The organism is Methylocaldum szegediense (assembly GCF_949769195.1).
GTDB lineage: Bacteria > Pseudomonadota > Gammaproteobacteria > Methylococcales > Methylococcaceae > Methylocaldum > Methylocaldum szegediense.
The window spans coordinates 121,025-145,103 of the sequence record NZ_OX458333.1; the positions used below are offsets into that span (position 1 = coordinate 121,025).

Consider the following 24,079-nt stretch of genomic DNA (forward strand, 5'->3'; position numbering starts at 1 on the left):
GAAATCAGCAGCATAGAATCGTCAGAAACGATCTTGGACAGCCGGAAGCTGGCCCGCAGGGTGGACTCCAAGGATGGAGTCCCTAATAGCGATTGTTATCTGTCGTGGACTCTGGCGCCCAAACCGGGATGACCCGCTTATAGCTGAAAACCCAAGCGCTGATCTCGATCCGTGATCTGTGGGTGACGGCCCATGGTTATACCTGATATCGTCGTGTGCCCCCTTATCCGAAACCGCTTGGGTAGTAGCGGACCAGCATGCTGTGGTGGTGTGGAAACTGGGGGTTAGAAACCCCGGTTATCCGATTGGGCCGTTTCCTTGTCAAGAAGGTAATAACCATGCCGAGATAGCCACTAGAATCAGAATTATTGAAACCGTCTTTTCCGTCTTACTTGCGGAAATGACAGCTATTCTTAGCTGTGTCGCGACAATGACGAGCAAGAGCAGGAGTGTAAATATCGTTCTATCACCAAAGCCGTCATCAGGCGGTAAGGGCGAAATTGATGGATCCATTTCTTGCATCCATGCGTACTTATTACTCGGCATAGCAATAAAGATAAGAAGTCCATAAGCAAATAGGAGGTACGAGAAAATTCTTCCCATAACTTTCATTGGAACCCCCTGGTTATTTGAGAAGCTTTGTAAATCGGGGCCAGAACTTAACAATGAAATCCCCATAGCTCGTGTTCTTTTTGATGTCATCGAGCGATAAGCCGATGCCCCGGTTGTATCTCGCACCAACTATCCGTACGTGCTCCATGGCCAGAAGTGGAGGGTTCTTTTGCAACCCGTCATGATCAAGGAGCTGCCGCAGGTGGCGGGCAACAACCTCAATGTTGAAGACATCTTTTTGAAGGCAACGTGCTAAGTTTCTAAGCTGTGCAGTTGACATCTCCGAAGGATTCAGCCCCATGGTCGCAGCCGCAGTGCGGAGTTGTATGCTGACCGATCCAAAAGATGTCTTTGCAGGGTTGCTTGTGATGGTCAGGTTTCTATCGACCCAAGTGGGACCACTCCAGTCAAATGATCGAACCTCAAAAGCCACACGGTCAATAAAGTTTGGATCTCCGCCCACCTCTATCCAGCAGACGCCTGCGAGCAACTCTGGCGGCATTTTGTATCGCGTCGCAGCCGCCCTGATGAGCATCCTGTTGTGGTGAACCCATGCGTCTTTGAATCTCTGTATGTACGTAATACCACCACCGAAGCGCGGTGGTAGTAACTTCCACGCAAACAAATCCATGAGCCCCCAAGTGGGTGAGTGGTTTGACTCCTTACACGAAAAGTCTGTCATGTCGAATTTCTATTTCTTATGCCCGACAGGTAATTAAACGGTTTCTGTTTACATTCGTTACGGTTTCAAAGGACATTTTCTGCCTTGCTAGCCAAAGGCAAGTAGCCAGGATAGAACGTAGTAGAGTCCGCGCGCGAGTAGTTCGATAGAGCAGGTTAGCTCAGCGTAACCCGCCTTACGAGGCGCAATCCTCACTCCAAATCCCACGCCCGAATATCCATCGGAGCCGCCCATTCCAAGAAATACCGTCCCAACTGAAGGAAGCGGTAAAAGCTTGAATTTGGCCAATCGGCGGTGCGTCGTACCCAGCCATGTTTAACCGGGTTGTAGTGGACGTGGGCTTCGAGGTCGTTTTGATCCCGTATGGCATGTTCCCAAAACCGCCGCTGCCAGATGCCACATTCGCGTTTTATCTGTCTTCGGGGCGATAGCCATTTCCCCTGACTCAATAGCACGCGCGAAAGCCGATTTGATCATTTGCTAACCGGCTCTATGTGCAAACGTCTGCATTCAGCAGCGAGACGCTGTAGACGCGGCATCTGCTGCTACTTGTTATGCTCGTCCTTGATTCCGTATCCAATCGACGACATACTCTTTGCCGATAGGGCTGTACCGGCTTAGGTGTGGAATGCCAGCAACAAATACTTCGCCCCACGGCATTTGTGTTTTGAATCCCTTTAGTGACCAATTACCGTGCCCAGATGGCGCGTAACGTTGGTTTCCTCCGTGTCGGGCATGAATATATCCATAGGGTGAAAAACCCGAGTTACCAAATGTGAGTATGAGGCGCGGTCGGACGATGCTAAGGAGTGCTTCATGCACCGGCCAGCACTTGTGGGCGTGCTCAATCGAAACACCGCTGGCGTCCTTGCTTTGCATGAATATGAGGTTGCTTGAGAGAACTTCTCGGGGATCAAATCCAATATTGCGGAAAAGCCATACAACCCGCTTTTGGAGCGGGGCTTCGCCCGGCTCATACGAGCGACCATCATTTTCCCACGCTTCATCTAAATACGCGTTTTCCTCTTGACTCAGTATCCTGTCTAGGCGTTCCCGAAGAGACGGGCCGCCACAACCGCCGGGGTTTAGACCCAAAAAGTAAATTTCGCCCGGACGAATAGTTTCGTGGCTACTATACAAAAACGCTCCTGGATTCCCCAATTGACCTTCTAATGCCTGGGCTGCGATTTCAGGAATGTCGTGTTTCGTTATTGATCTCATTGGTAAAACCACGGGTTCTGTTTTTTATCCGTTACGATTTTTCCTCACGTCCCTTGACGCACAAGAATCCTTGATTTCACGGCCGTACCTTGAGTCCATGTCCCCATCCCGCAAGATAGGCGATTTAGACGCCCTAAGGACGTAGGGGATTAGCGTAGTCGCGTAACCCGCCTTCCGCGTTGCGCGGCGAGTTACAGTGGAATACCACTAAATCTGTCCTATCGTGCTTGAGTGCTGAAGGTAAGGATAGTAAACATTTGCCCGGCCATGATTGCTTCTAATCTTCTCCATGGCGTATCCGCAGAAAGTGTCGTTCAAGATTTTCCGCAATGGAGACAGCCGATTCCCCAGCGTCTGGAGTCGAGCACTGTTTATCAAGTTGGGTGAGCGTAGGATGACGCCATGGGTGCTAATGCAAAGCGCCATTGAGGATGGGCATCTTTTCCTGAGAATACTGCTGGGAAAAAATGGGAGTCCCTTCCCCGACGATGCAACTGAACAAAAAATGGGAATCCCTCCCGATTACAAACGGTGACTCCGGGAGCAGCGCTGGAGCCACCTTTCCCCCAATGCAGGTGGAGAGGCGAAATGGAACGCTCTCGCTAGCCTAGCTGGGCGTTTAGGCCCGGCATTCAAGTCGCCAAGTCGACGACCGGCGCTCGGGGGCGGTCCAGCGCTCGCGCGAGGAAGCCGGCGATCCGTTGCCAGTGAATTCGGAGCGTCACGTCGTCGTAGTTTTCCGGTCGGCCATCGAGGTCGAGGATGATCGCATCGCCGCGGGCCATGAAGACCGCTGCCAGGTCTTCCACTGGCCCGGCGGCTAGGGTCCGGGTGTAGGCACGGCAAGGGCCGAACCGGCTCGGCGGTTCGAAAGGCATGATGTTGATCTCGGTGCCGAGCAGGCCGTGGGGATAGCCGGCTCTTTCGAGGTCGAACTCCAGATGCTCGAAGCGGTAGCGCTGGTATCGGCGCAGCCGCGGCATGTCCCGGCGCACGGCTTCTGCGATGGCGGCCAACGAAAGCCTTTCTGCATTCGGCACGGGCAGCGGCATCACGTTCATCACACTGCATGGCGTGCGCGCTACCGTTCCGCTGTGCCGCATCATGTTGGTCATGCCCAGTACCACGTCGCGGCCATGACCGTGCACAGCGAGAAATGCGGCGAATCCGGCGATCAGGAGTTCCGGCCAGGTTAGGTTGAGTTCCTGCGCGCAAGCCTTGAGACGAGCGACGGTCGGGGCGGGTAATTCGCTGCCGATGCGCCGGCCGCGGCCTATGCCGGCGGCCGGGTGCGGGCATAAGGATTTGGGCGACAGTCCCGCCAGCGTATTGAGCCAAAATTGCCGATCGGTTTCCCGATCCGGCGACTCCTGGTAAGCCCGGTCGGCTTCCACCACCGGACCGAGATCGCCGAACACGGCCGGCGGCGCGGTCTCGCCCGCCACCAGCGCGCCGTAATGCGCGGCGACGCGGCGCGTAATGAGTTGAAAGCCGTAGCCGTCCAACAGCAGGTGATGGGCTCGGTGCAGCCAGACATGGCGATCCGGGGCGCGGCGGTAGAGACGGTGGTCGTAGAGGTACCCCGTTTCGGGATCGAAAGGCCGCACCAGTTGTGCCGATAGCTCGGCGGTGAAATCGCTGTCGGAGTGCCTTTCGACGATTTGGACCGCGAGAGCGGGGAGGCGCGGTGCGATGCGCTGCTGCTCGTAGCCGCCTTCGTGCTTGACGATGCGAAGGTGCAGGGACGTCGCTTCGCGCAAGGTCGCGTGCACCGCCTGTTCGAACAGGACGGGATCGAACGGGCCTTCCAGCTCCGTGCATTCCGCGGCGTAGAAGACACTGTCGTCGCCGGCGAGTTGCTGCCCGAGAAGTACGCCGAGTTGAGCCTGGGTCAGCGGCCAGGCGCCGCCCATGGCCGTCATGCCGCTGCCCGGGCTGTGCCCGGTGCGGAGTTGAGGAGAATATGCCAGGCCGCCAGCGTCGGTATTGTCACCAGGTCGGAGAATTCCGCGTGCCAGCCGCGCTGCCGCCAGCGTTCCATCAGCATCATGAGATTCACCGAATCCAGTCCCATGAGCAGCAGATCGTCGTGATCGCCAAGTAGGCTGGGTTCGATTCCCATTTGCTCGGCGATCTCACCCCTGAGCGATTCCAGGGCGAGTTCCTCGCCGGTCAGTGCCTGAACGGCGTCCTCGGTCCCGCAAACCCGCGCGCAACGGCCGGCGGCATAGCGCAGCGCCTGTTGGTGATCCTCGCACGAGAAATCGGCGATAGCGTCGCCGATCAGAAAGGGCCGTATGTCGAGCATGAAGGCTTCCGCCGCCGTCATCAGGCAGCCGATGTGGGCGTACACGCCGCAAATCAGCAACTGGTCACGGCCCATTGCGCGGAGCCGCGCCTCCAGGTCGGAGCGCTTGAACGCGCTGTAGCGCCATTTGGTCAGCACAGTATCGCCGGGCTGCGGCGCGACCGCATCCACGATGCGCGTCGATTCGGGACGGTCGGGAATGCCTTCGCCCCAGAAGTCGTTCAGTAAGGCCCGGTCTTCGGGCGCCTGTCCGCCGGGTTGCGCAGTGTAAAGCACCGGAACGCCGGCTGTTCGGGCTGCGGCGATTAGTCGGGCGCAATGCTCCAGAAGCTCCGGAATGGGTGGCTGTGCGGGATCGTAGAAATCCAGGAAGTATTGCTGGAGATCGTGCACCAAAAGAGCGGCGCGCGTCGGCTCGATCCGCCAGGCGACCTTGCCTTCGGGGAACGAGCGCGGCATCTCATACGGGGCGATGCGGGGAATGCTCACGGCGTGCTCCTCTTCGTGGCGCCGGCCATGAGTCGCAGCTGGTTCTTGGCGACCTTGCCGGGCGCGGTGAGTGGAAGATGATCGACGAATTCGAATCGGTCAGGAATCTTGTGCATGGCCAGGCCGCAACGGTCGCGCAGATGCAGCTTGAGATCCAGCGCGAGCCTTGCCGGCAGCTCCGTCGCGGTCCCGGTCAGTTCGATGAAAGCGCAGCTGCGTTCGCCGAGCCAAGGGTCTGGCACCGAAACCAGCGCGGCGTTGCGGACCAGCGGATGGCTGAGCAGATACCGCTCGACTTCCTCAGCGGCAATCTTTTCGCCTGCCCGGTTGATCTGGTCCTTGGCCCGTCCCATCACTTGAAGATTACCGTCGGGGCGTCGCCGCACGAGATCGCCGGTACGGTAGAAGCCGTCCTCGGTAAAGGCACGCCGGTTGTACTCGTCGGCGCGCCAGTAGCCGCGGATCGTGTAGGGGCCTCGGGTCAGGAGATGCCCGGTCTCGCCCTCGGGCACGTCGCGATCCTGGTCGTCGACGATGCGGATTTCGTCGCCGGGCGAGATTGGCCGGCCCTGGGTTTCCACGATGACGGTTTCGGCGTCGTCCAGGCGCGTGTAGCTGACCAGGCCTTCCGCCATGCCGAACACTTGTTGCAGCGCGCAGCCGAAGGTCGGCCGTACCCGTCGCGCCACCTCGGGAGCCAGGCTGGCGCCGCCCACTTGCACCAGGCGGAGGCTTTCCAGGGCCGGGCGCTCGCCGCGCGCTGCTTCCAGCCATACCAACAGCAGCGCGGGAACCAGCGCCACGTGGGTGACCGATTCGGCGGTGATGATCGCGAAGGCGGCGGCGGGATCGGGCCGCCGCAGTAACACGATGCGGCCGCCGGCGTGCAGCGTGCCGAGGGTACCCGGCGAGCTCAGCGGAAAGTTATGGGCCACCGGCAGCGCCGCCAGAAAAACGGTATCGGCGTCGAAGCCGCAGATGTCGACGCTGGCGCGCACGCTGTAAAGATAATCGTCGTGAGTGCGGGGAATCAGCTTAGGCGTACCGGTGCTGCCGCCCGAAAGCTGCAACAGGGCGATCGCGCCGGCATCGGGGTCGGGCAGCGCTCGCGGCTCGGCGTACAAGCTGTCCAGCGGCGTGAACTCAGCGGCTTCGCCTACCACGATGACATGGCGTAAGCTCGGCGCCAGAGCGAGGACTTGGCGCGCGAGATTTCGGTAATCGTAGCCCTCGTGACGGTCGGCAATGACGTAAGCAGACGCCTCCGCCGTTTCGCAGAACGCGCTGATTTCGGCGCGCCTGTGGCCCGGAAGGGCCATCACAGGGATCAAGCCGAGCCGGAAGCAGGCGAAGCAGACCGTGAAGAACTCCGCGATGTTTGGTAATTGCACGACCACTCGTTCGCCCGGTTCGAGACCTAGGGCGAAGAGGCCCGCAGCCAGGCGATCCGCGAGCCTATCCAGTTCCCGATACGACCAGCGTCGCTCGCCACAGACCAAGGCCGTCCGCTCGCCGTGACGCTCCCCAAGTTCGCGTAGGAAGGCGCCGAGTGTTTGACCGCGCCACCAGCCGCGGTCGCGGTATTCGCGGGCCAGATCCTCCGGCCAGGGTGTGAAATCGGCACCGCTCATGCGCTCCCTCCCGTCAGTGCATCGAGCAGAGTACGGAACTTGGCTGCGGTTTCCGCGACTTCGAGCCAGGGATCGGAGTCCTGCACGATGCCGGCGCCGGCGTAGAGGCGAGCGCAGGGGCCTTCGACTTCCGCGCAGCGTATCGTTACCGCCCATTCGCCGTCGCCCTCGGCGTCGCACCAGCCGACCAGCCCGGTGAAGAAACCGCGGGAGAAGGATTCGAGCCTCTCAATCGCCGCCCGCGCCAGGGCTCGCGGTTCGCCGCAGACCGCCGGGGTCGGATGCAACGCCCGCGCCAGTTCGATCGATGTCGCGGCGGGGTCGCGCAGTTCGCCCCGAACCCGCGTCGAGAGATGCCACAATCTGGCCGTGCTGATCAGCTCGGGCGCAGGCGGGCAGTCGATGATCCGGCAGTACGGCCGTAGGGCGTCTATCACTGCTTCCACTACCAGCGCATGTTCGTGGCGGTCCTTGGCGGAGCGGAGCAGCGCTTCCGCGCGCGCACGGTCGACGGCCGGATCGGCACTGCGCGGCGCGGTACCGGCGATAGGATTGGCGAGTACTCTCGCGCCGGTGCGTCTGACCAGGAGTTCCGGGCTGGCGCCGATCAGGCGGCGCGGCGTGAGGTCGCGTAATGTAGGTGGCAGATTGACGGCGAAGGTATAGCCGGTCGGATTACGGTAAGCGAGGTTGTGTAACAGCCGAGCCTGGTCGATGTCGCACTCGCCGACGACTTCGAGCGTTCTCGACAGCACCACTTTTTTCAGAGCCGTTTCCTGCATGAGTGTGAGCGCTTCCCGTACACTTGCGGCATAAACGTCCGCCGGTGGAAATTCCTGAGCCGTACAGCCGCTCAGCGCGCGCTCTATCGTCGCTGGTGGGGCGTGCCGCCGCCGACCAGCGCGTTCCAGCCGTTCCGGGATATAGAGTATCGGCGCTGCTTCGGGATCGAACGGCAGCGCTCCTACTGCGACCGGCCGTTGCACGCCCCGTTCTTGAGCTTGCCCAAACATGCGGGTCAGAGCCTCATCCAGGGGTGTGCTGGGTTGAATCGACAGGTTCGCCAGGATTCCCCGCCCCAGCCAGGTGGAGCTGGGAGTAGCGAAAAAGAAGCTGGATTCTATGCCGTAGGCGCGCAACAGGGCGTCTGCGGATAAGGTTTCTGTTGAGCCTTGATCATCGTGTGCGGAGAGATAGGGCCGTGTCTCGTAATGCATAGGCACCTCAGAACTCGATGCGGGTGGAAACCACGAAACTGCGTCCTGGGCTTTTGAGCGGGACGATGAAGCTGGCCGAAGAACCGGCGGTGAAACGGTCCACATAGTCGGTATCGCTCAGGTTGTTGACCTCGGCGCGCACGGTGAGCCCGCGATAGAACCTGGGCTGCCACTGTGCGAAAAAGTTGTAGGTCTGATAGCCAGGCAGATCGAGAAAGCCGGAATCTTTGGGGTACTCGTACTGCATCGCGATTTCGGAGCTCATGCCGACCTTGACGCCGATTTCCGGCCAGGCGTACGCGCCGTGCAGCTTGATGATCTCGCCGACCGGCGAGCCCAGATAGAAGGCTGTCGTGTCGAGCGGGCTGCGGTCGAATTCCACCTCCGTCTGGGTGTAGTGCGCTCCGAACTCGGCATTTTCGATTTGAAAACCCGCGCCGAGGTTGAAGCCCTCGGTCTTGAGCGCAGGGCCGTTGACGCGTCTGAATACGCCCGGGCCTTCCTCGTACCACGGCGTGTTCTGGATGCGGGTCGAGAACACCTCGCCTTCCACCCAGAATCCCGCGATGGTGTAGTTCAGGCCGACCTTGGCGTTGGTCGAGCGCATCGGGTCGAGGTCGTCGGAATACGAGGAGTAAGGCATAGTGTGGAAGAGGGCAGCCTCGGAAAGCGGAATGCCGCCGAAGACATAGGAGTACCCGCCTTTCAGGGTCAGTCCTGGAGCCACGGCGAGGCTTAACGAAACGTTTGGGCTGACGCCGGTGTTCTCGAAACGTTTCCGGTCGACCGATTCGAGTTCGTGGGAATCAACGCGCAGACCCGTGGACAGCGTCACCCAATCCAAGGGCTGGCTGCGCAATTGCGCGAAACCGCCCAAGTTGGTGGACGTTTCGACGAACAAGGCATCCCGGAAGTTGTCGGTGGTCGCGCGGTCGTGGTAATAGTCGATGCCCGCCGTGAGTTCACCTAGGGGCGTCCTGAACCGGTTTAGGGCGGTCATACCGAAACTCTCGATGGCGGAATTGAAATAGCCGGGACGGAAACCGCCGGTAGGGCTCGGACGGGAAAGCGAGGTGTCGTTGTAATAAAACCGGATTTCCGGGTCGTAGAACTCGTCCGGCCTACGGGTGCTGTATTTGAGATTGGCGGTGGTGCGCTTGAATATGTTCTCGGTATAGATCGCCTGTCCGCGAGCCGAGGAGAAGTTTGCCCGGAAGGGGCGGATGCCGTCGTCCACCATGTGCTGGGCCGAGGCTTCGATACGATGCCCGCCCTCGACTGTGTAGGCCACCTTACCCAGTGCGCTGATCTGGTTGGCACCGGTGCCTCGTACCCGTTCGCCGTCGCCGGCATCGTAATCCTTACCTTCGACATGCGAGGCATAGCCCAGCACCTCGAAGCCGTGGCCGCGGGCGTAGGCCGCGCCGGTCTCGGTGAAGGCGCTGAGATTGCTGGCGAAACTGCCGCCGAGAAAAGCCCCGAAATTGCGACCGGGGGGCAGAAAATCGTCGACATCCCGAGTTTCGTAGCGCAGCGAACCGCCGAGCGTTCCCGGGCCGGCATCGGCCGCCGCGACGCCAGTGTCGACGCCCACCGCCTTCAATATATTGGGATCGATCAACAGATTGGCGTTGTGGTGCCAGATATTGTTCGCCTGCCGCGCCCCGTCGATCTGCACGTTAAGGTTGGTTTCCTCGATGCCGTTGACGTAGACCTTCTGCGAAAATGCGGTCGGCCCGCCAACGCCCACCGAGACGTTCTTCTCGAACACGTCTTTGATCGAGGTGGAGGGTGTATCCTCGACTTCTATGACGTTGTCCGGCACTGCCGTGCCCGAGACATTGACGGTGCCCAACACCACGGCATCGTCGGCCGCCGGCTTTTCGGCTTCGGCCCGTACGCTGCCGGCTGCCGCGAGCAATACCGCCAGCGGGATCGAGACAGCCGGCGCGGCGGCGATCGAATTCTTCATATGTATCCCCCCAAATGAGAATGATTTGTATTCGCATGAAGTTAGCGATATTATCCGCTCCAATGCCAATCGCCACGTTTGCGGCAGATGCAAATTTCTTTGTCAGCCGTTCGGGTTGTGATTCGATGCGATCCAAGGAGAGTCTTTGTGGAATCAGCCGATGAATAGAGAACTGACGATTTCACGGCGCACCGTGGAGTGCGCGGAGCTTTCGAGGCCGGGGCTGGATACGCCGGCCGGAGCGGAGGGCGTGGTTGGGCTGGGCGGCGTTCCCGTCGTCACCGGCCGAGTGCGGGAACTGCGGGTGCGTCCGGGCCTGGCGGTATACACTGCCGACGTGCGTGACGAGCAGAATCTGGAGGTCAGGGGCACGTTGCAACCGGGGTTGCTGCTGGTGTTGCCGCTCGCCGGCCAAGCCGACGTGTCCTACGGGGGATGTTGCTTTCAATTGGGTCATCAAGGTAGCGTCGATGCACGTTCGCGCCGCGAAGGACTGGCCCTCGCGCTGACCCGGCCGGAAGGGTTTGCCCGGCGGTTGCGGCGCGGCGCATGCCGGCGTGTGGTGAGCCTCATGCTCACCAGCCAATGGCTCGCGGAGAACGAGGAAGCGCTTTCCGCCCATCCCAGTCTGATCCGGTTTCGCGCCACGCATCTGGCCGCGCGGTATTGGCGTCTGACCCCGCGCCTTTTGGCCTTGGCCACGGATCTGATCGAATTGCACTTAGGCATGGCGCCACTGATGCGTCTTTATCTGGAAAGTCGTTGCTTGGAAATCATCGCCGAAGGACTCGGTGCGCTCTCCGGCCACGAACCGATGGCGGCTTGCGCCATGCGGCCAAGGGAGCGCCGGCGCCTAGCGAAGTTCCGCGAATTCCTGGACAGTGGCGAGGGCGATGGTTTGTCGCTGCAAGCCCTGGCTGATCGCATCGGCATGAGCCCCAGTACCTTGCAGCGTTACTTCCGTGCCTATACCGGCATGAGTGTCTTTGCTTACCAGCGGCGGCGGTTGCTGGACGCTGCGCGTATCGCGTTGGAACGCGAAGGGATCAGCGTGAACGAGGCCGCGCACCGAGCCGGTTATACCAGTGCCGCCAACTTCGCCACGGCATTCCGACGGCAGTTCGGGATCGCGCCGAGCCAACTGCGTCGGCGGAGCTGAGACGGGTCTGGGTGTGGTTCGGGCTTGGCTCGCGCTTCCAAACGTTTACGCGGATGACGCCGCCGAGCTCCCTGTGGACTAAGTGCAGTTCGTTGCCTTACTCTGATCCGGCGTCTACTGGAAACAGTGGATGTCGGTTTGACGTTGCCAACGCTTCGACCTAAGAACCGCAGTTGGATTTCGGAAATATCCGCATTGCCCTGTCAGCCGCCGCATTCCCTCACCCCAATCCCTCTCCCAGAGGGGGAGCGGCTAAACTTCTTCTCCCTCTGGGAGACGGGCTGGGGATAAGGGTTTGGCGCTTTTCAGGGGGAATCCAGCTGCTGGATATAGGTTCAATCCATAGAGGAGTACTTCATGCCATACCAGGAATCCACATCGGATCTGTCGAAAGAAACCCTCGACATGCACCGGGCCATTGAATCACTGAAGGAAGAACTGGAAGCCGTCGACTGGTACAACCAGCGGGTCGATGCCTGCAAGGATCCCGAATTGAAAGCCCTATTGGCCCACAACCGGGACGAGGAGAAGGAGCATGCCGCCATGCTTCTCGAATGGATTCGCCGGAAAGACCCCACCTTTTCCAAAGAGCTCCGCGACTACCTGTTCACGGATAAGCCTTTGGCACACGAATAACGGTCGTTGCGCGAGTTCTCGACGGTACTCGGTTCGGGGGTGCGGACATCGCTCGCTACCCTCGGCCGATCGCCAGACGAATGAGTGGTCGGATAGAGCCAGCTTCCTTGTCGGCATTTGGCGTGGACGATCAAAACTTCAGGATAGTGTTTGCAAAGACCGCGTTGTATTCGTAGTCGCCAAACTTCCTGGTGGAGTTACGGTGTCCCTTCTCGTAGACGATATTCAACTCACCGTGATCGGAAAAGTTGTAGGAAGCCGATAATCGGCCGATTAAGATTGTATCTTCGTCAGTCTTTGCATCGGGGCGCAACTTCGGGTCGCCGGCGTACTGCCACTCTTCCCAGCTAAATGTCGCTTGCAAGTCGATTTTGGGCGTTACCGACCAAGTGGGAGTGATGCTGACGCCTCTGGTGATGACATAGCTGGCCGTAATGTCCGAGGTTTTGTTCAACAAGTCTCCCCAACCGGACAATGTAATTGTGGTTTTCCCCGTCGGGGTCCATTGGTAATTGAACCGCCAGGCTTCGCCCTCATAATCTCGTTGTGAAAATTGCTTGTGCTTTCGAATGCGATAGCCTACGCGCCCCTCTACCAGCGATTTTCCGGTTATCTGCCATTTGTAGAGTGCGCTCAATTCATGTTCTTGGTACTGGTTATCGATCAGCGCAGACAAAATCCGCTCCCGATTCGGCAGGCGAGCATCGGTGTGCGTGTATTGAATGCCGATCGTATTCTCGTCGGGAGATTTGTAGTGCAGTCCGATAATACCGGTATTACTTTTTAAATCGAGAAATTGACGCTCGGCTGCACCATGCTCGCTATTCAGCCATCGGTATTGTCCGTTCAATCTCCAGCGTGGATTGAACTTGTAATTGATATCGACCAAAGCTGAATTGTCCGTAATGAGATCCTTTCCGAAAAAGTCCGTGTTCGTAAAACGTCCCAAGTACTGCCTGTAGTCATAGCCGAGTATCCCGCCGAGAGACGTTCCCAATTGCCATTTCCACGCCCCTTTTGCCACGGCTGATACATGGTTCAGGTTATCGTGGTTGACGAACCGATTGTCGTCGACCTTACCCTCGATAAAGAATTCCTGACGGCTCACCGGAATATAGGTTTTGAGACCTGCGGAAAGCCGATTGATCAAGTCCCAGCGCTTCGAATCGTCTATCGGTGCGTTCGGATTCGTCTCGCGTGGGCGGCGGAAGAGATTGTCGTCGTAGGTCAGTGTCTCGGATATGTAAGGCTGAAAAGTGTCAGTCGGATCGGCGACGCCGAAAGAGGCTTCCGTCCAGACCAAAAACGTCAGGGAAATAATCGTTTCGGCTTTGGGCTTATACATGACCCGCCAATGCTTGCGGCTTGAACACTTTCAAATGCTTGCGCAAAGCTTTTGTGTCAGCCAATGCGTTGGGACTTGCCGTATCGTCGAATCCCGAACACCGTTAGCCCGGTCAACAGCGAGGCACCTACTCCGACAACCATGCCATAGACGGCTGCCGCGCGCGGCGTTAGATTCCGGAAAATGCTGTCCAGCCTCGCACAGCTTGCTTCCGCCGCCGTTTCCATTTCGTCGGACGATGCTCTGGCCAATCGACCGCCATATACGAAGTACCCATGTGCGGGATCGCCGGGATCCAGGTTGAGTGCATGCAAGCCTAAATACGAGTAATTGAAGGAGCCTCCTCGTAGCCCCCGCGTCCACTCGTCACAGCGCCAACATTTCCCCCGGCCTTGGCTACGCCAGTCTTCGATCCATTCCCAAACGTTCCCCGCCATACCCTGCACCCCGAAGAAACTCGCTGCATACGGATAGTCGTTGACTCTCGCGACGTACCACGGCTCCCCAATGCCGAGTTGGGTCGTTTGGTAATTGGCAGTGTTGCGATCACCCGGCGGCGCAGAATTGTTCGGTGCGTTGTCGGTCATCAACGGGTAATCCCAATACTTCCTGACGCCGGGCTTTAAAGGGTCAAAATAGGCTGCCTTGTACCATTCGTCGTTGCTCGGGATCCAATACCTTGCCCCCGGATTTCTTCTGTCCGGGAGCTTTGAAAACTCGACGATGGCTCCAGGTGTGGTCGGGAACGAGCGGGTGTCGTAAGCGCCGTGCGAGTCGTTTCCTTCCGTCGTTCCGAGCTCAGACCGTCCGGTTCTAGGATTCCCGTAGTGATACCAATTAGCCATTCGGGCCAGCATGTACCATGACAAATAAGTCACCGGGCGTTCTTCCCAGCCAGGTTTCGCGGAATAGACGAACTCGTCGCCATTCTTCCGTCTGACGATGCCGCCCACGACCCCCGACTGCATGTCTTCATGGAACAATCGAAACGGGTCGGATTTCGAAGCAACGGCGTTCAAGAAATCCGCATATTGGCGATTGGTAATTTCGTACTTACCGATCTCGAATGAATAGGGCACGCACCCGTGACCATAGAGAGGATCTTTGTCATTACCCGGGTATCCCACTTTCACGAATACCATGTCGGTTTCGTTGTGTCCGTTATCGTGGACGTCCGGAACCGCCGTGGCCGCAGGTAAGATGGCCTTTTTGGAAGGTCCAACGGGATCAGGATTCATAAGCGGACGAGGAGTCGCAGTCCCGACTGGATCGATTGCTTGGGGGGTACGGGCAACTCTGAATCCGAAGGTGGCGAGCTTTTGGTCTGGCATCTCGCTGTCGCGGTAGGTTCTGCGCAGTGCTGACTCGTACATGACCAGAGACCCGCCGAGTGCCATGCGCCCCGAGCCGTTTCGATCTTCTACCCACTCCATGGCGTTTCCGGCTTGGTCGAACGTTCCGAAAGAACTGCCCGATCCGGAATAAGAACCCACTTCGGTGAGATGCGGAAACGGGGCTGCCCATCGTTCAGAATAGAAATTGGCACTATTGAACCGATCCGTTGGCGCTGATGCCGAAGGTTTTTTGTCGGAGCCGGTTGCGAACTCCCAATAGTCTTGGCGAGCGTAATCGTAGAATCCAGCCTTGATCCACTCGTTGCAGTTGGGTATCCAATAGAGCGCGTTCACGTTTCGCCTAATATTCGCGCTGTTGCCCAGACGCTCGAGTTCCGAGGTGTCGTAGGCCCCGACAGTGGCATTACCCTCCGTGGTGCCCAAAACGGAGTGCCCCGAGTTCGGCCTTCCGAAGTGCAGCCAATTTGCGTATCGAATGGCATCGAACCAAGATACGAAAGTGACAGGCAAGCGCGCATACCCCGGCTTCACGCTATAGTGGATCTGGCCGTCGCGCACCTCCGCCCGTATCCCACCGAAAAAGTGTTGCTCCATCAATTCGGAGTAAAGTCCTTTTGAATCGCCGTAGCGTGCGACAGCATTCAGAAATTCGGCATATTGCTCGTTAGTGACCTCGTATCTGGAAATTTCGAACGGATAGTCCACTTTTCCGCAGCCCGTCTTTGGGTCGGGCGGATTGCCGGGGTGATCGACCAGGACGAACCCGGTGGAATCATCTCCGACGGGATTACAGACACCGTCGTTAGCGTTCAGCAGACCAGTCAGCGACACGACAACCATGACGTAGCGCGTTTTGGTGGTCCTCCTAGAGGTGCCGTGAGCGTGGGAAGCGTTGCTCTCGCTACCATTTCGGAAAGATTTGCAAATTGCGTTACGGCTATTCACAGCTGCAGACTTCAGCGAAAGAGGAGCGGCAAGATGTCGTGGATCCGCTTTGCACGAAAATAAGACCGCGCTACCGCGCGGTTTTCGGATTCCGCAGTATGGCCTGTGGCCGCAGAATTCAGGCCGTCGAGGATTGCGGACGCGAATCCGCATTCGTCCTGGCTGATTCGGAAGCAACGCCTAACTTCATCGGGAAGGCCTGCCAAGCCTTGGGGCGTACAAACCAATTCGGCAGGGGAAAACAGCATTTCCACCGATTTGATGTTGACCCCGCTGCCTGCAAAGACAGGGTTGATCAGCACCTGTGCATCCCGCAATACCGTAACGGCGTCCCGCGGATTTTCGATCAGTGTGACTTCAGGCCGCGCGGCCAGTGCGGCTCTGATTCGGTCGGAAGGCTGGCTACCTGCGATGAACAGGCGTAGGCCCGGGCACGCATCGAGTAGCAGGGGTGCCACCTTCTCCAGAAACCAAACCAAGCCCTGGACGTTATTGGGCATAAACAGGTTTCCGAGATAGCCGACGTCGAATTGGGGCGGATCTTTTCGCGGTGCACTGAGGCGTTTCGCAAAAGATTCATCCACCAACGGCGGTAGCCAATGTCCGGATGTAAACCCGTGCTTCTCCCAGTATCTGAGGTCATCGACGGAGATATCGAAGAACGCGGAACTCTCCCTGAGAATTCCGTGTTCATAACGGCGCAGGTTGAATACGCTGAGTGTCCACTGGAACTTCTCTCGTGTCGTTCGGGCGAGTCTGGCTTGGTCCAGTGTGTACCGATGTTCGATGTTGTGAGAGCGGTAGAACAGCGGCAGCTTCAGCTCGTGGGCCAGACGGCGGGCCACCTCGCCGCCGTAGAGGGCATCCAGCCAGACTGCCTGGCTGCCGAATGTCCGCTGCGCTTCCAATAGGGAATGAAACTCGGCGGCTCTCAAGTTGCGGGAAGCGACTCGCCAAGGCAGCCGCCACAGTCGTCCGGCTCGCTTGATGCGCGAAGACCAGGTTTGTTCAAACGGAAAGACATACAAACCCTCCACGACCTCCCGCACTTTGTCCAGGTGGTCCGGTTGCGGCGCGCCAGCGGCTCCGCCGCCCCAGCAGACGAGCTGGATGCGGACACCGGCCGATTTCAAGGCGCAGAGCCGACGCCACACATCCACCAAACCGCCATGGCTGGGAGGGAAGGGCAACTCGTTGCAGATCATCGTGATACGCATCGGTTGGTCCTTATCTTGCGCGGCCTGTTTTCCGTGCGGATGCCTGTGACGATCCGAGCGGGTGAAACACCAGCTTGAATTTGGTTCCCGTTGCCATGCCCTCAAGGTAGATGCCCCGCCGGGTGTAGGGCCGTACGGAATCGGGCACCGTGCCTACAAACGCGCGCTGCAGCTCAGCGCCGAAGACCGTTAGGGCAAACCGGCGGCCACCGCAGTCGAGCGTGCTACTCCAAGTGCCGGACGCCACATAGGCGGTCCAGTCCTTCCAATGGCGAAAAGCTGTCGCTTTAGGCAATGATGCCCCTTCGGCTTTAGAAGGGCTGTCGGCGGTCACCGCACAGGGCGTGTTCAGGACCACGCCGATCGCCTGCGGCGTGTCCGATCCAGTGGTCACCCCGACCTCATCGATAAACTCGCCGCCTTCGACAGCGAGACGCCGCGTTGCCGTCACCCCGGGACGATAGCTCGGATGGGACACCGTCGCGGACGAGCCGTCCGGAGCGATCTCGTCGAGCTGTCCCTCGGATGGCCATGGGGTTTGCCCATCGCCGTTGACCAGCGGCACGTTGTGCGCCGGCGCCCGGCTGAAATAGTCTTTGTGCAGCGGCGAGCCGTAGCCGACCGTGCCGGCGTCTCTGAGAATCCAGGTATCGCCGTATTGGAGTTCATAGGTGAGAGCTTCCTGCTGGGCATGAAAGCGGGCTTTCTGGCCATAGCGCAGCAGGGCGTGCCAGCCATTCTTCACGACTTGAACCGCGTCGAGGCCCGGTACAGGGCCCGATACCGCCTCGGGTAAAGGAGGCACCGAGTCGACGGCCTTGGGCGGATCGAGCAGGTTATCCCAGCTCAGTTGGTTCTCGGCCTCTTTGAGCCCGATCCAGGTCGGCAACACCCGGCGGGAGGCCGCCCACAGCCGGCGATTCGGCGCCTTGCGGTTGGGCGGCGAATCGTTGAGGGTGGGGGCGTCTTCGTCGGCAAAGCGCACCGTCATGGGGGCGATCATCAGATTTTGCGTGATCCAGAGTTCTCGGGCGAAGTCGGCCAGGCGGCCGCGCAACGAGGCGCCGACCAGCAGTTCTACCATGGCTTGGACCACGTAATCCTGATAAGACAGGGAGTGCTCGTACCAGAACCAATCGGGTGACACGCCGGTCTCGAGGAGCGAGCGAAGACCGAAAGGTGAGTGCTTGCCGAAAGCGATCAGCTCGGTTTGGTCGAACTCGAGTCCGATCAAGGTTACGGCCGCGGCATGCCAGACGGCGATGTTGTGAACCTCGCGCGAGGAGGCCATCAGGTTGGCGGCGAGGGGCAGGAACAATCCGTCGCGCCAATGGTTGACGCGAGCCGCCGGAACATGGGGTTTCAGCAGCCGGACGGTTTCGATCAACACCAGGGCTCGGGTGGCTTCGTCCAGGCTCTGATTCATCAATTGGGCGCGGCCGTTCCAAGTTTGCAAAGGGAAGCCGTGGTAGGCATCGGCGTAGAAATCGAGCTGCGAAGCAGCCCAATCGAAGTAGCGGTTATCGCCGGTCAGGCGGAACAGCCGGGCGGCGTCGAGCACGCGATCGATGTTGTAGATCCGGTTATGGGCGATCCAGGCCGCGCGTAGCTTTTCAGAGCCCGGTTCGTCAGGCGGGATCGGCTGGTCGGGAGTCCAGTGAAGAAAGGCACCCGTCTTTGTATTCACGTAATTGTGCAGCCAGCCTGCCGCCCATTCCGGGTGGTCGCGGGGTGTGCTCATCCACTTCGCAATCCGACCGGTTTGCTCCTTCAACCAAGCGTTCCAGCGCGGGTCGCGAGCCACGCGCCGGCGGGCCGCATCCCAGTCCTCGCGGGCGGCACGGGCCGGTGCATAGTCGTCGTCACCCGCCTTCAAGGCCTTAAAGGCGGCTTTGACCGTGTCGTCACTGGGCAGGTCTGGGGCTTTTGACGCTGGTTGAGTTTTGCCCGCGGCGATTGCTTCGACGAATGCTCCTGTCAGCAAAAAGGCACGCCAGCTCCATGATCGCAGCGTTCTCATCGTTGTCCTCTTGTCGTCATGGATGGAAAAACGCGACATCGGATGAGGCGTTAGGACTTACTTCCTTCGCCAGGAAGGGCTCGATGTTGAGCAAGGCGAGTTGTTCGACCCTAGGCCAAGAATCCGAGACACGGGTAGCGAGGACCTCGCGTGAGGAAACCAGTTCGCCGAGCAGCGATGCCAGGCGAGAGGAATCGAGAATCGACTCGGGGGCCACCGCCAGATGTCCGGGAAGTTCGAAATGTCGGAAAAGTCCTTCGAATTTGCCTTGATACGTGACGGCGGCGACGGGCACACCCTGGCCGAGCGCCGCGACCGCCAAATGCATCCGTCCGGTGAAAACAGCGTCCGTCAGAGAGGCGATGGCTTTCAGTTCTTTTGCGGAGAAATGATTCTTCCAGTAGCGGATCCGTTCGCCCAATTCGTCCTGAAGTTGTTCGAAAATCGGGCCAAGCATGGCTTCATCGCCTAGCGGGCCACCGCGAAAATCGTGCGAAATGAGCAGAAAGGTCACATCATTCCGCGCCGCAACTTCACGCAATCCCCCGACCGCGGCACGGACCATCGCCGAACGCTGGGATTCATCGCCTTCCTTGATCAGCATCGGGTGGAGATTGAAACCCACCACGGTATGGCCTTTCGCCCGTTGTGACTCGGCCCATAGACGAACGGCTTCCACTCGTTCGCTGAGCCAGGGGCGTAGCAGGAAGGCGGCATCGGCGACCAGCCTCGAATTCGCTTGCGATATGCGTCCAAAGCGTTCGAGAGAAACTTCGTCCCGGACGGACACGACGAAACGCTGATCGAGCGAGCGCAGGCAGCGGCGCAACCGAGAGGACGGTCTGTCGTTGAACGAGAATCCTAAAGTCGCGCTTCGTTTTCCGAGCCGCGCAGCCATGTCGCCGACCACCCAAAGGCGCAGAGCAGTCAGCGGAGAGTAGTATCCGTCCATCACGTCGCCGCCGACGATCACCAGTCCTTCATAGTGAGACATGGTCTGGATTAGCCGGCGCAGGGACCACTTGGGATTGGCCCAGACCGGTTCCAGGTGCACGCCAAGATTTGCCAGCGTCTCGGGAACTTTGTCACGGTAGGTCAGCAGCCCGAATCGGCAGGTGGGATTGAATTCACGGATGCGCTCGACGAACGCCGTAATCATCGCCTCGTCACCTTTAGAGCCGGCAACCGTATCCGGATCGCAGGGAGCGATCAGAATCGAGTTACAGGATTCGTTCGGATGCGGGTGGGGCGGATTGGCCAATTGCTCCTTTTCGCGCTGCCATTCCTTATACAGCATTGGCACCCGCAAGAACTCTCTCAGGAGAGCGCGAACCCCTTTTGCTTGAACGTTCTTGATCCTAATGGGCTTTTGGGGCTTATCGGAACTTAGTTCCATCATCCACGCCTCATTGATTTGACGGTTTGTATGGACTCGATTAGATAGCGGCGGCCAAGAAGAGCAATTCCTACGGCATAAACCGTGACTCCGACGGTAAGCTTCACGGCGAGATCCGCCACCTGATTCAGGCCGAGATCTGAAAGTGCGAGGCTGAACGCCTGGAGGGCGAAAAACATCATCGCCGCTGAAAAGGCAAATGGAAGGACACACCGCAGGATTCTGCGGACGGAGACGCCGAGGTACCTTCTGCCCAGAAAGAAACTCACGGGCGTCGCAACGAGTTGCGCCAGCACGTAGGCCTTTACGGTGATCTCCAAGGCTTGCCCTTTGGTTGCCACCAGGGCGGCGACGGCACCCGCCGCCTTGACGATCGCGATCGTCAGAGCGGTACCAGACCGGCCGATGGCGTTCAGTCCCGATGCGTTGTAGTACTGGAGCGTCTGAACAGCCCCTAGAAGGGCGAGCGGTTTCAGAATGTCTGCGCTGTCGGCCCATTTGGCGCCGAATGCGGTCACGCAAAGTTCCGGGGCGACCGCGGAAACGAGGACGAAACATGGCATCGCGAAAGCAGCGGTCGCGGTCATCGCGCGGTAATACGCCTGGGCCAGCCGTTCTCGCTCCCCAGCGATCCGCGAGAAGCCCGAATGGGCCACGTCCATGACCACCGAGCTGAGGAGCTGCATCATGATGGTATAGATGCGGGAACCGACGGCATAGAAGCCGAGCGTGGTGGTGCCGAGCCACGCGCCGATGGCCAGTTCGATGGCACGGGTATTGGCGAAATCCAGCAGGCGCATGCCGAGGATATTGCTTCCATAGCGGAGGAGTTGGCCGAACCCGACGAAACTGAATTTCAGTCCGGGCTTCCAGACGGGCTTGAGCCAGAGTAGGATCAGGCTGACCGATGAGCTGGTCAGAAATTGACCGACTAGACTCCAGACGCCGAAACCGGCAAGCGCCAGCCCAATGCCTACCACGCCGCCAACGACGGTCGAGACTAAGATTCTGACTGCCAGCCAGCGATACTGGAAATTTCGCCGAAGCAGCGCTTGCTGGCAGAACCCGAGAGAACTCAGGAGTATTCCCAGGCAAGAGACTCGCAAGATTTCGGTCAGGCGCTCGGTGCCCATTACCGAGGCGATGATCGGAGCTGCTAGCCAGGTTGTTGTAACCAAAAGGGCGGCTACGAGAAAGTTGGCGACGAAGACCGTATTTAACTCTCGCGGCCCTATGGCTGGACGTTGCACGACCGCGTCGGCGAGCCCCTGTTCGGCAATGATCTCGATAAAAGCCAGCACCGCGATGGCGGCGGCGAATACACCGAAGTCATCCGGCGACAGAATGCGAGCAAGCAGGAAGAATACGGCGATGGTCGCCAAGCGTCCGCCCCAATTGCGGACGGCCGACCAGATCAAACCCGATAGAACCTGATTGCCCAGCGATGTCGTAGTGCTGCTCATGGGTTCCACCTAGCGCGCCAAGGCGGCATCCAAACGCACGAAAAACGCGTCGCTGGAAAAGCGCGCCACGTAGCGGCGGGCATTTTCGCGAAGACGTTCACGCAATTGTGAATCGCCGCCCCATTGCAGAACCGTTGCTGCGAAATCGACCGGGTCGTCGCAAACTTCGATAGGGCTATCGTCGTCTGGGGGAAACCCTGCGGCTCCAACGCTGGTCGTGATACAGGGCAGGCCGAACGCGAAGTAATCCAGCATTTTGATCTTCAGGCCACTCCCGGCACGCACGGGATTGATGGCGAACAGCGCGTTGGCGGCTAGTTCCGAGAGGTCTTGAACACGACCATGCAGAACCACGCCCGGAATGCCGGGCGTGAAAGCGAGACACACCTCGCCCGCCACGTCCAGGATGAGATCCTTCCGCACCTCGCGCACTCGCGGCCAAACATGCTCCAAGAACCAGCGGAGTCCGTCCACGTTGTGCGGTGCTTGGCTGCCTAGATACAGAATGCGGGACTCGGCGCCGGGTGCAGGTTTTAGCGGCTTGGCGTCGACGGGCGCCGGGAGAGCGACGATCTTCGCTATCGGCATCAGTTCTCTGAGATCGCTGGCATCCTCGTCGCTGATCGCGAGCAGCAGGTCGAAGGCTCCGAGAATGGTCTGCTCCTGTTCCGGGCTTACCGGGGGAACGGCGGTCATCCCTCGCTCCGCTAGAGACCGGCAGCGCTTATGGAACACATCGTGGGCGATCAGCAGCGTGCGGGCGCGGTTCGGTAAGCAGCTCAGGATCCGCGCCCGGAAAATGGTGTCGACGAAGACATAATCGGGATCGAGTCGGGAGAAGATCGGTGTCAATCGGCGCAGATCTGCCTCATTCAGGTAGCGCCCGATATAGACGGTTTTGCTCTGCGAAGCGCCGCGCCAGCTCGCCAAGCGTCGCGCCCATGTGCCGCCGACGGTGTCGAGTAGCCAGCGGTACACCGATCGAACCAGCGTTCTGGGATGTGCGGCCAGGTGCCAGTCTCCCAGGCGTATCGTGCCGGGCACATGAATCTGGACTTTCGTGCAGCCCAATCGTCGCCGGGGGCGGAAAATCGGTGCCGGGAGCCGCGGTCCGCTGATCACCAGGTGTGCGTTGAAGTTCCGCGCCTCCAGGTATCTCACAAAAGCGTGGTTGTAAGTGGAATACCCGTTCAGCCCGGGAACCGGCAAATCCTCGCACAGAAGAACCGCGACTGGACGGAGTCGTTCGGGCTTCGGCGCACTCATTTCAATTCCCATTGCAGCAGCAGCTTGCGTTGGACCGGCAGGAAATTGTCGTCGGATATCGCCGTGATGACGGTGATCCCGTTTTCGTCGCGATGGGCGGCGATGCCTTCCATGTTGTCGATCTGGTGAAAGAGCCGATTGGCTTCCAGAATCACGGCGCCGTCTAGAACGGCCCCGGGATGTATGTTGGCTGCCGGGATGCGGCGGAGACGCATTTTGAAGCCGCCGAGCAGCGACAACCGGCGTTCGAGCAGGAGCAAGTCGCCTTCCGGAAGAAAAGCGGCGTCGCTGATGTCGTAACTGTCGGTCAGGCGAACTTTGAGTTCCAGTGCCGGCCCGTCCTGCAGAATCCAGGCCGGAGCCAGGTCACGCCCAGTTTTGTCCCGTTCGGCGATAGCGAGAAGTGCGCCGGCGAAATCGTGTCCAGTGGGAAACGCAGCCAAGGCTTCCAAACCTCGGCCTTTGGGTAGCTTCACGATGTCCTGGGGCACTGGCAAGAGCAGGCCGGGGCGCCGGAGCAAGTTGGATATCGGCCGGAAAACGGCCACCCCGTTGCGATGCCCTTCGAAACCCAGGTAAGCGGCCTCGTCGGTCAGCTCGAGAGACTCGATGTCGCCTTTACCGTTTTCTCGGAGCGGTTTCCCTTCGGGCCCCAGAACCGACGCCATGACCACGTCGGCGATGCCTTTCGGACGGCCCTGGTCGTACAAGAGGCGGCCTTGTACCCAATAGCCCGCATCAGTGACCGCAGTAAACCCGTGACCTCGATCCGTCATCCGCAAGCCGGATATTCCGCCGAAGTGCGGGGCGTCGGATTCGAACACCAGGCCGCCCCGAAAGACCAGTGGCGACGCTGCGTTTTCCGCAATCCCGAACCTTGAAAACTCGGCGATCGGGTGCGCTTCGACCGGGATAGGCGTGAGACCGGGCAAAGCTACCCTGGGCTTGAACCTTAAAAAGCCGACCCAGACGACGGCGGCGGCCAATACCGAGGCCGCTGCAGCCGCCATCCACCATCGCCGTTGTCGTGCGGCGCTTCGCCCGGTCCGGGGCGAAGCCTGCGTCGGACGGCGCACATCGCGCAACCGGTCGCCGCTCGTCACGAGGTCTGTCACTGGCGCTTCGAACCGTTTTCTCATAGCCTT

Annotated in this window: 17 protein-coding genes; 2 read left to right on the forward strand and 15 right to left on the reverse strand. The window is 59.5% G+C overall.

The window, feature by feature from the left end; translation table 11 throughout:
* Positions 1 to 625: 625 nt before the first annotated feature.
* The 7 genes from QEN43_RS00565 to QEN43_RS00595 form a co-directional block, all read right to left on the reverse strand.
* Entirely contained in the window at positions 626 to 1,294 is a 669-nt protein-coding gene (locus QEN43_RS00565; RefSeq protein WP_026610383.1) for a hypothetical protein, read from the reverse strand.
* A 552-nt stretch (positions 1,295 to 1,846) separates the two neighbouring features.
* On the reverse strand, positions 1,847 to 2,515 hold the full coding sequence (locus QEN43_RS00570; protein WP_202901136.1) for a uracil-DNA glycosylase family protein: 669 nt from the start codon (positions 2,513 to 2,515) through the stop codon (positions 1,847 to 1,849).
* 632 nt (positions 2,516 to 3,147) lie between these two features.
* Positions 3,148 to 4,437 carry a condensation domain-containing protein gene (locus QEN43_RS00575; RefSeq protein WP_317963607.1) on the reverse strand — a complete coding sequence of 430 codons (1,290 nt, stop codon included), beginning with the start codon at positions 4,435 to 4,437 and terminating at the stop codon, positions 3,148 to 3,150.
* On the reverse strand, positions 4,434 to 5,312 hold the full coding sequence (locus QEN43_RS00580) for an isochorismatase family protein (RefSeq protein WP_026610386.1): 879 nt from the start codon (positions 5,310 to 5,312) through the stop codon (positions 4,434 to 4,436). Before QEN43_RS00580 ends, QEN43_RS00575 begins: the two co-directional genes overlap by 4 nt.
* The gene (locus QEN43_RS00585) at positions 5,309 to 6,943 is read right to left on the reverse strand and encodes a (2,3-dihydroxybenzoyl)adenylate synthase (RefSeq protein ID WP_026610387.1); all 1,635 of its coding nucleotides are present in this window, start codon (positions 6,941 to 6,943) and stop codon (positions 5,309 to 5,311) included. Before QEN43_RS00585 ends, QEN43_RS00580 begins: the two co-directional genes overlap by 4 nt.
* Entirely contained in the window at positions 6,940 to 8,160 is a 1,221-nt protein-coding gene (locus tag QEN43_RS00590; protein ID WP_036268860.1) for an isochorismate synthase, read from the reverse strand. Before QEN43_RS00590 ends, QEN43_RS00585 begins: the two co-directional genes overlap by 4 nt.
* Positions 8,161 to 8,167: 7 nt before the next feature.
* Positions 8,168 to 10,132 (reverse strand): TonB-dependent receptor plug domain-containing protein, encoded by a 1,965-nt coding sequence (locus QEN43_RS00595; RefSeq protein ID WP_051331694.1) that lies wholly within the window; start codon positions 10,130 to 10,132, stop codon positions 8,168 to 8,170.
* Positions 10,133 to 10,292: 160 nt separating this feature from the next.
* Here QEN43_RS00595 and QEN43_RS00600 point away from each other — a divergent pair, with 160 nt between their 5' ends.
* A complete protein-coding gene (locus tag QEN43_RS00600) occupies positions 10,293 to 11,291 on the forward strand; it encodes a helix-turn-helix transcriptional regulator (RefSeq protein WP_026610389.1) in 999 nt (332 codons plus the stop codon).
* Between the two features lie 357 nt (positions 11,292 to 11,648).
* The gene (locus tag QEN43_RS00605) at positions 11,649 to 11,927 is read left to right on the forward strand and encodes an encapsulin-associated ferritin-like protein (protein ID WP_026610390.1); all 279 of its coding nucleotides are present in this window, start codon (positions 11,649 to 11,651) and stop codon (positions 11,925 to 11,927) included.
* Between the two features lie 130 nt (positions 11,928 to 12,057).
* On the opposite strand, the gene epsL is transcribed toward QEN43_RS00605, so the two are convergent.
* The 8 genes from epsL to QEN43_RS00645 form a co-directional block, all read right to left on the reverse strand.
* The gene (epsL, locus tag QEN43_RS00610; protein ID WP_026610391.1) at positions 12,058 to 13,272 is read right to left on the reverse strand and encodes an XrtB/PEP-CTERM-associated polysaccharide biosynthesis outer membrane protein EpsL; all 1,215 of its coding nucleotides are present in this window, start codon (positions 13,270 to 13,272) and stop codon (positions 12,058 to 12,060) included.
* A gap of 56 nt (positions 13,273 to 13,328) precedes the next feature.
* Positions 13,329 to 15,467: a formylglycine-generating enzyme family protein gene (locus QEN43_RS00615; protein ID WP_026610392.1), complete on the reverse strand. Its 2,139-nt coding sequence runs from the start codon at positions 15,465 to 15,467 to the stop codon at positions 13,329 to 13,331.
* A gap of 116 nt (positions 15,468 to 15,583) precedes the next feature.
* On the reverse strand, positions 15,584 to 16,789 hold the full coding sequence (locus QEN43_RS00620) for a glycosyltransferase (RefSeq protein ID WP_084162054.1): 1,206 nt from the start codon (positions 16,787 to 16,789) through the stop codon (positions 15,584 to 15,586).
* A 10-nt stretch (positions 16,790 to 16,799) separates the two neighbouring features.
* On the reverse strand, positions 16,800 to 18,809 hold the full coding sequence (locus QEN43_RS00625; protein ID WP_026610393.1) for a heparinase II/III domain-containing protein: 2,010 nt from the start codon (positions 18,807 to 18,809) through the stop codon (positions 16,800 to 16,802).
* A gap of 16 nt (positions 18,810 to 18,825) precedes the next feature.
* Positions 18,826 to 20,208, reverse strand: a complete 1,383-nt coding sequence (locus QEN43_RS00630; protein ID WP_051331696.1) for a polysaccharide pyruvyl transferase family protein — start codon at positions 20,206 to 20,208, stop codon at positions 18,826 to 18,828.
* Entirely contained in the window at positions 20,205 to 21,668 is a 1,464-nt protein-coding gene (locus QEN43_RS00635) for a lipopolysaccharide biosynthesis protein (RefSeq protein WP_317963609.1), read from the reverse strand. Before QEN43_RS00635 ends, QEN43_RS00630 begins: the two co-directional genes overlap by 4 nt.
* 9 nt (positions 21,669 to 21,677) lie before the next feature.
* Positions 21,678 to 22,934 (reverse strand): glycosyltransferase family 4 protein, encoded by a 1,257-nt coding sequence (locus QEN43_RS00640; protein WP_051331697.1) that lies wholly within the window; start codon positions 22,932 to 22,934, stop codon positions 21,678 to 21,680.
* Positions 22,931 to 24,073, reverse strand: a complete 1,143-nt coding sequence (locus QEN43_RS00645) for an esterase-like activity of phytase family protein (protein WP_051331698.1) — start codon at positions 24,071 to 24,073, stop codon at positions 22,931 to 22,933. Before QEN43_RS00645 ends, QEN43_RS00640 begins: the two co-directional genes overlap by 4 nt.
* Between the last annotated feature and the right edge of the window lie 6 nt (positions 24,074 to 24,079).